At 35.1% G+C, this 536-nt stretch carries 1 protein-coding gene; it reads left to right on the forward strand.

Translation table 11 applies throughout. From position 1 onward, the window contains the following. Positions 1 to 536 (forward strand): DUF1542 domain-containing protein (locus HMPREF2578_RS08695; protein ID WP_141743950.1); only part of this gene is annotated, 536 nt, incomplete at both ends.

Genomic DNA, 536 nt, shown 5'->3' on the forward strand with positions numbered 1-536 from the left:
AAAATCAGAAGCAAGACAAGCAATTGATGATGTTGCAAAAGCTAAAAAAGAAGCGATTGATCAAACACCAGATGCGACAACAGAAGAAAAAGAGGCAGCCAAAGCGAAGGTAGACCAAGCGGTAACGGAAGCCAAAGCTCATATTAATGAAGCAATAACTAATTCAGATGTGGATGAAGCAAAAACAAATGGTACGAATACAATCAATGCAATCCAACCAGATGTGCTTAAAAAATCAGAAGCAAGACAAGCAATTGATAATGAAGTTATTAATAAGAAGACAGAGATCGACAATAATGTTGATGCAACTATAGAAGAAAAAGAAGCCGCAAAATCAAAAGTAGACGAAGCTGCAGTAGAAGCAAAAAATAATATTAATCATACAGAAATAAATCAAGCTGTTGATCAAGCAAAAGAAGATGGTGTTACAACAGTTAGTCATATTCAACCAAATATAGTTAAGAAAATAGCAGCAAAGACTGCAATCGATGAAGTAGCTAGAATTAAAAAAGAAGCGATTGATCAAACACCGGGTG

This window comes from Staphylococcus sp. HMSC072H03 (assembly GCF_001809305.1).
GTDB lineage: Bacteria > Bacillota > Bacilli > Staphylococcales > Staphylococcaceae > Staphylococcus > Staphylococcus hominis.